We start from the raw sequence: 7,357 nt of genomic DNA, 5'->3' as shown, positions 1-7,357 counted from the left end.
CGGTCACACCGCGTAGGCGAGCGCCGGCAGCGTCAGATGTGTATAGGGGACAGCGGGGAGGGGGTCGGTGTCCGGCTCGTCCGCCTGCGGGCGGGCGTCCGGCTGCGCGGCACGGCGGCGCTCGTGACGGGCGAAGGCCAGCACGATGCCGACCGCGCTCAAGGACAGGGTGAGCGCGGAACCACCATAGGAGATGAAGGGCAGGGGGACGCCCACCACGGGGATGACCCCGGAGACCATCGCGATGTTGACGGCCGCCTGACCCACCAGCCAGGCCAGGATCCCCCACGTGGACAGGCGGATGAACGTGGACGTGGTCCCGGCGGCGACGCGGTAGATGCCGATCGCCAGGCCGAGGTAGGCCAGCAGCACCACCAGCGTGCCCACGAGCCCGAGCTCTTCGCCGAGGATGGTGAAGATGAAGTCGTTCTCGGCCTCCGGGATGTAGCTCCACTTCTGGCGGGACTGGCCGAGGCCCGCGCCCCACCAGCCGCCCGAGGCCAGGGCGTACATCCCGTGCGCCGGCTGGAAGCAGGGGTCGGTGGCGTCGGAGCAGTCCCCCATCCAGGCCTGCACCCGGACCATGCGGTGCGGGGCGAGGAGGGTCAGGGCCAGGATGCCCAGCATGCTCAGCGCCAGGAAGGTGAGGAAGACCCCCCAGTGGGTGCCGGCCACGTACAGCACCGTGGCCAGCACGATCGCGAGGATGATCGCGGTCCCGAGGTCGCTGCCCGCCATCACCAGGATCAGCAGCAGCAGGCCGCCGGGCAGCACCGGGATCAGCGCGTGCCGCACCTGGGTGACGAGGCGGTGCTTGCGCTCCAGGACCGCCGCCGCCCACAGGGCCAGGGCGAGCTTGGCGGCCTCGGAGGGCTGCATCCGGAACCCGCCGATGCCCAGCCAGTTGCGATTGCCGCCCACGGTGACGCCGAGCGGGGAGAACGCGACCAGCGCGAGCAGGATCACGGCCACGCCGAACGCCGGCCAGGCGAGCGCCTTGAAGACGCGCACCGGCAGGCGCGAGAACACGAGCAGGGCCGCCACGCCCGCCACCGCCCAGGCGCTCTGGCGCAGGAACAGGGCGTACGAGCCGCCGCCGGTGCCGATCGCCTCGACGGAGGACGAGGAGAGCACCATCACGAGCCCCAGCACGGTGAGCAGGGCGGTGCAGCCGCTGATGAGCAGGACCGACAGGTCGAGGGCGCGGCGACCCTCCAGGACCCGCCACATCCGGGGCAGGAGCCGCTCCCGGTGCTCGGGGGCGTCGTCGTCCGCGCGGGGGCGGACCGGGCGGAGCTCGATCGGGGACATGGCCCTCCTCACGGGGGAAGCGAGACGGTCGGGTGGGCGGCGGGTCAGTCGGTGTCGGGGGCGGCGTCGTCGTGCACGTCCCAGCCGTGCTCGCGCATCAGCCCGGCGACGGCCTCGATGAATGCGTCGCCGCGGGCCGCGTAGGAGCGGAACTGGTCCATCGACGCCGCGGCGGGCGCCATGAGCACGGTGTCGCCGGGGCGGGCCAGGCCGTCGGCCACGCGCACCGCCTCGGTCATCACGGCCGCGCCGTCGGCGGGGCCGGTGCCGTCGGCCGCGGCGAGGGGGGCGTGGACGGGGACGTCCGGGGCGTGCGCGGCCAGGGCCGCGCGCAGGGCCGAGGTGTCCCTGCCCAGGAGCACCACCGCCCGGAGCCGGTGGGCGTGCGCGGCCACCAGCTCGTGATAGGTCACGCCCTTGGGCAGGCCGCCGGCCAGCCACACCACGGAGCTGAACGCCGCCAGCGACGCGTCTGCGGCGTGCGGGTTCGTCGCCTTGGAGTCGTTGACCCACATGATGTCGCGGGAGGTGGCCACGAGCTGGATGCGGTGCTCCCCGCGGTCGTAGGAGCGCAGGCCCTCGGCCACGGCCGCGGGGCTCACCCCGACGGCCCGGGTCAGCGCCGCCGCGGCGGCCGCGTTGGCCATGGTGTGGCGCGGCGCCACCGGGCCCAGGTCGGCGCGCTCGGCCAGGGCGATCGCCTCGTGGCGCCGGTTGTCCAGGAACGCACGGTCCACGAGGATCCCGTCCACGACGCCGATGTCGGACAGGCCCGGGGTGTCCGTGGTGAAGCCGATCGCGCGGCAGCCCTCCTGGACGTCCGCGCGCTCCACGAGGGTGCGGGTCAGCGGGTCCTGCTCGTTGAACACGCAGGCCACCCGCGTGTTCGCATACACCTTGCCCTTGGCGGCGGCGTACTCCTCCATCGAGCCGTGCCAGTCCACGTGGTCCTCGGCCAGGTTCAGCACCGCAGACGACGCCGGGGCCAGGCCGTGCGTCCAGTGCAGCTGGAAGCTGGAGAGCTCGAGGGCGAGCACGTCGAAGCCCTGCGGGTCGCGGATCGCGTCGAGCACGGGGGTGCCGACGTTGCCGCAGGCCACCGCCCGACGGCCGTCCGCCCGCAGGATGGCCTCGACCATCGTCACGGTCGTCGTCTTGCCGTTCGTGCCCGTCAGGCACACCCAGTCGGCGGTCTTCCGGCCGGCGCGCTCGCGCAGCCGCCAGGCGAGTTCGACGTCGGACCAGATCGGCAGGCCCGCCGCGTGGGCGGCCATCAGCAGCGGCTGGTCCGGCCGCCAGCCCGGGGAGGTCACGACGAGGTCCGCGGCGGCGCCGTCGACCTCGGGCAGCGCCTGCGTGGCCGCCCGGTCCAGCAGGACCTCGCGGACCCCCACGATCCGCAGGGTCTCGGCGCGCGCCCGGTTCTCCGGCCCGTCATCGCCGTCCACCACCACGACGGCGGCGCCCAGCTCGGCCAGGGTGTCGGCCACGGAGAAGCCGGTGAGGCCCAGGCCCGTGACGACGACACGCAGGCCGGCCCACCCCGGAGCGTCCCAGGACGTGAGGTCGGCGGTGCGGGCGGTGTCGGCGCGGGGCCGGCGCACCGGTGCGGGCGCGGCGTCGGACGCGGGGCCGGTCACGGGGTCACCCCCGCGAGGCCGCCCTGGCGGATGAGCCAGTCGCCGTAGAAGATCGCGAGCCCCACGGTGACGCACATCAGGGACAGCAGCCAGAAGCGGACCACGACGGTCACCTCGGCCCAGCCCTTGAGCTCGAAGTGGTGCTGCAGCGGCGCCATGAGGAACACGCGCTTGCCGCCGGAGACCTTGAACCAGCCCACCTGGATGATGACGGAGAGGGTGATCGCGACCATGAGGCCGGCCAGCACGGCCACCAGGATCTCGGTGCGCGTGAAGATCGCGAAGCCGGCCAGGGCGCCGCCCAGGCCCAGGGAGCCGGTGTCCCCCATGAAGATCTTGGCCGGGGAGGTGTTCCACCAGAGGAAGCCCAGCAGGCTGCCCGTGAGGATCGCCGCGAGCAGGGCGAGGTCCATGGGGTCGCGGACCTCGTAGCAGCCGCGTGTGCCCTCGAGCGCGCACGACTGGCTCGACTGGAAGAGCGACATCAGGACGTAGGCGCCCGTGATCATGGCGGTGGCGCCCGTGGCGAGCCCGTCGAGGCCGTCCGTGAGGTTCACGGCGTTCGTGGTGGCGGTGGTGATGAGGTTCGACCAGATCACGAACAGGATGACGCCGATCGCGGGTCCGGCGAAGGCCAGGTCGAGCCACGGGACGTCCCGGGCGAAGGAGATCGCCGTCGAGGCGGGGGTCAGGCCCCGCTCGTCCGGGAAGTTCAGGGCGAGGACGGCGAAGGCGGTGCCGATCAGGGCCTGGAGGATGATCTTGCCGCGCGGCGTCAGGCCGAGCGAGCGCTGCTTCGTGATCTTCGTGAAGTCGTCCACGAACCCGACGAAGGCCATGCCCACGGTGAGCAGCAACAGGATGAGGCCGGAGGCCGTGGGCCCGCCGAAGTCGACGCCGAGCACCGCGAGCAGCCCGTGGGTGATCAGATACGCCAGCACCAGGGAGCCGATGATGACCGCGCCGCCCATCGTGGGCGTGCCGCGCTTGGTCTTGTGGGTGGTCGGGCCGTCGTCGCGGACGAACTGGCCGTACCCGCGCTTGACGAGGAACCGGATGAACAGCGGGGTGCCGGCGGCCGAGAGGACCAGGCCGAGCACGCCGCCGATGAGCAGTCCGATCACGGTCGGGACTCCTTCGGGGAGGCGGAGGGGGCGGCGATGGCGTCGGCCGTGGCGAGGCGCTCGCCGAGGGCCGCGAGCCCGACGCCGTTGGAGGACTTGACGAGGACGAGGTCGCCGGGGCGCAGGTGCTCGGTGAGGAACGCCTCGGCCTGCGCGGCGTCGTCGACGAAGTGCGCCTCTTCGCCCCAGCTGCCCTCGTTGAGGGCGCCGATGTAGAGCGGCCGGGCTCCGGCGCCCACCACCAGCAGCTGGGCGATGTTCAGGCGCACCACGGACTCGCCCACGAGGGTGTGCTCACGGACGCGGGCATCGCCGAGCTCGAGCATCTCCCCCAGGACGGCCCAGGTGCGGCGGCCGCTGGAGCGGCCGAGGGTGGCCAGCGTCCGGAGCGCGGCGCGCATGGACTCGGGGTTGGCGTTGTACGCGTCATTGATGATCGTGACGCCGTCCGCGCGGTCGGTGCGCTCCATCCGGAAGCGGCTGGCGGGCCCGAGCCCGTCGAGACCACGGGCGATCTCGGCCGGGTCCATGCCGGCGGCGTGGGCGGCCGCGGCGGCGGCCAGCACGTTGTGCACGTGGTGCAGGCCGGTCAGTCCGGAGGCGACCGGGTGCCGCAGGGCGGCCTCCTCCGTCCCGACCTGCAGGTCGAACACGGGGCGCTCCTGGTCGTCGGCGTGCACGTCCCGTGCGGCGACGAGGCCCGACGCGCGGCCGGCGGCCACGTCCTCGGCCGCGCGGGCGACGCCCCGCTCGTCCGCGGTGAACCAGGTGATCGGGGCGGCGGTCCGCGCCGCCATGCCGGCGACACGCTCGTCGTCGAGGTTGAGGACGGCGATGCCGTCGGGGCCGAGGGCCTCCACGAGCTCGCCCTTGGTGCGTGCGATGTTCGCCACGCCGCCGAAGCTGCCCGCGTGGGCGGTGCCCACCATGAGCACGACGCCGATGTCCGGGCGCACGAGGTCGCAGAGGTACGCGATGTTGCCGACGTGGTCCGCGCCCATCTCGACCACGAGGAAGCGCGTGTCCAGCTCCGCCCGGAACACCGTGAGCGGCACGCCGACCTCGCCGTTGTACGAGCCGACCGGTGCGACGGTGGGGCCCTGGGTGGCCAGCAGGGCGGCGAGCAGGTCCTTCGTGGTGGTCTTGCCGGCCGAGCCGGTGATGCCGATGACGGTGGTCGGGGAGTGCTCCCGGACGCGGCGCACGACCTCCCGGGCGAGCGCGCCCATCGCGAGCACGGCGTCCTCCACGAGGATCGCCGGGTGCGCGGCGCCGTCGGGGGCGTGCGTGGCGCGCTCGGCGAGCACAGCGGCGGCGCCGGCGCCCAGCGCGGCGTCGATGAAGTCGTGGCCGTCGGCGCGCTCCCCCGGCTTCGCCACGTAGAGCGTGCCCTCGGCGGTGACCTCCCGCGAGTCGGGGGTGACGTGCACCAGCACGGTGGCGGGGTCGAGGGTGGCCGAGAGCGTGCCGGACACGGCCTCGGCGATCTGGGCTGCGGTGAGAGCGATCATGACTCGATGACCTTACCCTCGCGGGCGGGGCCGGAGCCCGAGGCGGAGGCCGCCGCGACACGGGCTGCCAGGGCCTCGCGGAGGGCCACCCGATCGTCCAGCGGGACGAGCTCGCCGTCGTAGTCCATCGTGGTCTCGTGCCCGCGGCCGGCCAGGAGGATGCCGTCCTGCGGCCCCGCCAGCTCCACGGCGCGGCGGATGGCCGCGGCACGGTCGGCCACCTCCTCGATCACGACCGTGCGGCCCTCCTCCCGCGCGATGCGGTCGGCCTCGGCGCGGGCGCCGGCGAGGATGTGGGCACGGATCGGGGCCGGGTCCTCCGAGTGGGGGGTGTCGTCGGTGACGATCACCACATCCGCCGCCCGGGCCGCGATCGCGCCCATCACGGGCCGCTTGTCACGGTCACGGTCACCGGCGGAGCCGAACACGATCAGGGTGCGGCCGCGCGTCCCGGCCGCCGCCCGGGCGTCGGCGAGGGAGCGCAGCGCCTGGACTATGCCGTCCGGGTTGTGCGCGAAGTCGACGACGGCGTCCGGCTCGCGGCCCACGACCTCCATCCGTCCCGGGACGGCGGCGGCCAGAGGGCCCTCGCCCGCGGGCACGTCCAGGACGGCGGCGAGCGCGTCCAGGTGCTCCTCCCCCACGGCGTGCAGCACGAGCAGGACCGCGAGGGCCGCGTTGGCCACGTTGAAGCGGCCCGGCAGACCGACGGAGGCCCGCAGCTCCCGGCCCGTGGCCGCGTGGCGCAGCGTGAAGCGATGGCCGAGGCCGTCCGGCGCGAGCTCGGCGACCTCCCAGTCCGCCCGGAGGCCGGGGTCGTGTTCGGCCAGGGCGCCCGGCGTCGGCGCGGCCGGCCCGAGGGCGAGCGTGGTGACGGGAGCGCCGGCGGCCCGGGCCATGGCGACGCCCCAGCGGGGCCCCTCGCCGCCGTCGAGCGTGATGACGGCGTGGTCGGTGCGGGCGGGGTCGAACAGACCGGCCTTGGCCGCGAAGTACTCCTGCATCGAGCCGTGCATGTCCAGGTGGTCCTGGGTCAGGTTGGTGAACCCGGCCACCGCGTAGCGCAGGCCGGCGATCCGCTGGTACGCCACGGCGTGGGAGGAGACCTCCATGACGGCGGTGTCCACCTCCTCCTCGCGCATGAGCGCCATGAGGGCGTGCAGCTGGGTGGCCTCGGGCGTGGTGAGCGTGGAGGGGACCTCCCGCTCCCCCGCGCGGATCAGGATCGTGCCCACGATGCCCGACCGGCGCCCCAGGGCCTCGAGCAGGGCGGCGGCGAGGAAGCTCGTGGTGGTCTTGCCGTTGGTGCCGGTCACGCCGAGCAGGCGCGGGCCGGCGTCGCCCCCGCCGCCGTAGACGCGGGCCGCCACGGTGCCGGCGGCGGTGCGCACGGCGTCGACCTCGAGCACCGGGACGTCGGCCAGGCCCTGCTCCGCCAAGAGCGCGCGGCCCGCCGCGTCCGTCAGGACGCCGACGGCGCCGGCCTCCAGCGCCGTGGCCGCGAACGCGGCACCGTGGGCGTGCGCCCCCGGGACGGCGACGTAGAGGTCGCCCGGGCGCACGACACGCGAGTCGAGGCTGACCCCCGTGACGCCGTCGGCCGGGGCCGCGCCGTGGACGTGGGCCGCGATCCCCGCCTCGGCCAGCGCCTGTGCGAGGGCGGGCCAGGGCGTGGCGGGGGGGCTGTCTCTTTTACACATCCGGCGCTGCCCGCGGCCGGCCCACGGGGGAGATCTCGGGGGGCCGGCGACGCATAAAAAAAAAAACTAAG

At 74.5% G+C, this 7,357-nt stretch carries 5 protein-coding genes; all 5 read right to left on the bottom strand.

Going from position 1 to position 7,357, the window contains the following annotated elements; genetic code table 11:
- Positions 1–3 precede the first annotated feature (3 nt).
- Genes ftsW through FLM69_RS10700 form a run of 5 tightly spaced genes read right to left on the bottom strand, consistent with a single transcriptional unit; the run spans position 4 to position 7,286 of the window.
- The gene (gene ftsW / locus FLM69_RS10720) at positions 4–1,311 is read right to left on the bottom strand and encodes a putative lipid II flippase FtsW (RefSeq protein WP_141844191.1); all 1,308 of its coding nucleotides are present in this window, start codon (positions 1,309–1,311) and stop codon (positions 4–6) included.
- A gap of 44 nt (positions 1,312–1,355) precedes the next feature.
- Complete coding sequence (murD, locus tag FLM69_RS10715; RefSeq protein ID WP_181743512.1) at positions 1,356–2,951, bottom strand: UDP-N-acetylmuramoyl-L-alanine--D-glutamate ligase; 1,596 nt, start codon at positions 2,949–2,951, stop codon at positions 1,356–1,358.
- The gene (gene mraY / locus FLM69_RS10710; RefSeq protein ID WP_036341564.1) at positions 2,948–4,075 is read right to left on the bottom strand and encodes a phospho-N-acetylmuramoyl-pentapeptide-transferase; all 1,128 of its coding nucleotides are present in this window, start codon (positions 4,073–4,075) and stop codon (positions 2,948–2,950) included. The genes murD and mraY overlap by 4 nt, the downstream gene beginning before the upstream one ends.
- Positions 4,072–5,586, bottom strand: coding sequence for a UDP-N-acetylmuramoyl-tripeptide--D-alanyl-D-alanine ligase (gene murF / locus FLM69_RS10705; RefSeq protein ID WP_036341567.1), 1,515 nt, complete (start codon positions 5,584–5,586; stop codon positions 4,072–4,074). The genes mraY and murF overlap by 4 nt, the downstream gene beginning before the upstream one ends.
- Positions 5,583–7,286 carry a Mur ligase family protein gene (locus tag FLM69_RS10700; protein WP_255502834.1) on the bottom strand — a complete coding sequence of 568 codons (1,704 nt, stop codon included), beginning with the start codon at positions 7,284–7,286 and terminating at the stop codon, positions 5,583–5,585. Before FLM69_RS10700 ends, murF begins: the two co-directional genes overlap by 4 nt.
- Positions 7,287–7,357 lie beyond the last annotated feature (71 nt).

This window comes from Micrococcus sp. R8502A1 (assembly GCF_006704135.1).
Lineage (GTDB): Bacteria > Actinomycetota > Actinomycetes > Actinomycetales > Micrococcaceae > Micrococcus > Micrococcus luteus.
The sequence above is the reverse complement of the archived record's forward strand: the minus strand, read 5'-3'. Positions and strand labels throughout refer to the sequence as shown.

What these genes read in the sequence shown, in the direction of transcription:
- ftsW (WP_141844191.1), bottom strand. Translation starts at nt 1,311, where the DNA reads ATGTCCCCGATCGAGCTCCGCCCGGTCCGCCCCCGCGCGGACGACGAC.
- murF (WP_036341567.1), bottom strand. Translation starts at nt 5,586, where the DNA reads ATGATCGCTCTCACCGCAGCCCAGATCGCCGAGGCCGTGTCCGGCACG.
- FLM69_RS10700 (WP_255502834.1), bottom strand. Translation starts at nt 7,286, where the DNA reads ATGTGTAAAAGAGACAGCCCCCCCGCCACGCCCTGGCCCGCCCTCGCA.